Origin of the sequence: Delftia sp. ZNC0008 (genome assembly GCF_000799035.1) — a bacterium.
GTDB classification, from domain to species: Bacteria; Pseudomonadota; Gammaproteobacteria; order Burkholderiales; family Burkholderiaceae_C; genus Comamonas; species Comamonas tsuruhatensis.
In genome coordinates, this window is sequence record NZ_JTKZ01000552.1 from 1 (window position 1) to 480 (window position 480).

General features: G+C 74.8%; 1 pseudogene. It reads left to right on the top strand.

Annotated features, from left to right (window positions below):
- Positions 1-480, top strand: a pseudogene (locus L995_RS33900) (hypothetical protein); the annotation flags it as partial.

A 480-nucleotide genomic window follows, 5' to 3' on the forward strand; every position in this document is an offset into this window, starting at 1 on the left:
GGCCTGCTGGGTGGCGTGCTCGGCGAGGACGGCCTGGTCGGCGGGCTGCTGGGCGGCCTGGTCCCGGGTGGCGGCACAGGCAGCGGCGAAGGTCTGGTCACCACGGTGCAGAACACCGTCGATGACCTGCTCGGCGGCACGGCCGGAGCGCCTGTGGGCCAGGTGCTGGATGCGGTGATCAACCCCGGCACCGGCGCCCTGTCCGTGGTCACGGGCCTGGTCGAAGGCGTGACCCAGGTGAACGGCGGCCCGCTGGGCGTGGTGACGGACCTGGCCAACGGCCTGACGCAGGTCCAGGGCCAGGCACTGCAGCCGGTGATCGGCACCGTCAACGGCGTGCTGGCCGGTCTGACGGGAGGCGACGGCCTACTGGGCGGCGTGGTTGGCGGCGTGGCTGGCGGCGTGGTCGGCGGCGACGGTGGCCTGCTGGGCGGCCTCACGGGCGACACCGGCCTGGTCGGCGGCCTGCTGGAGACCGTG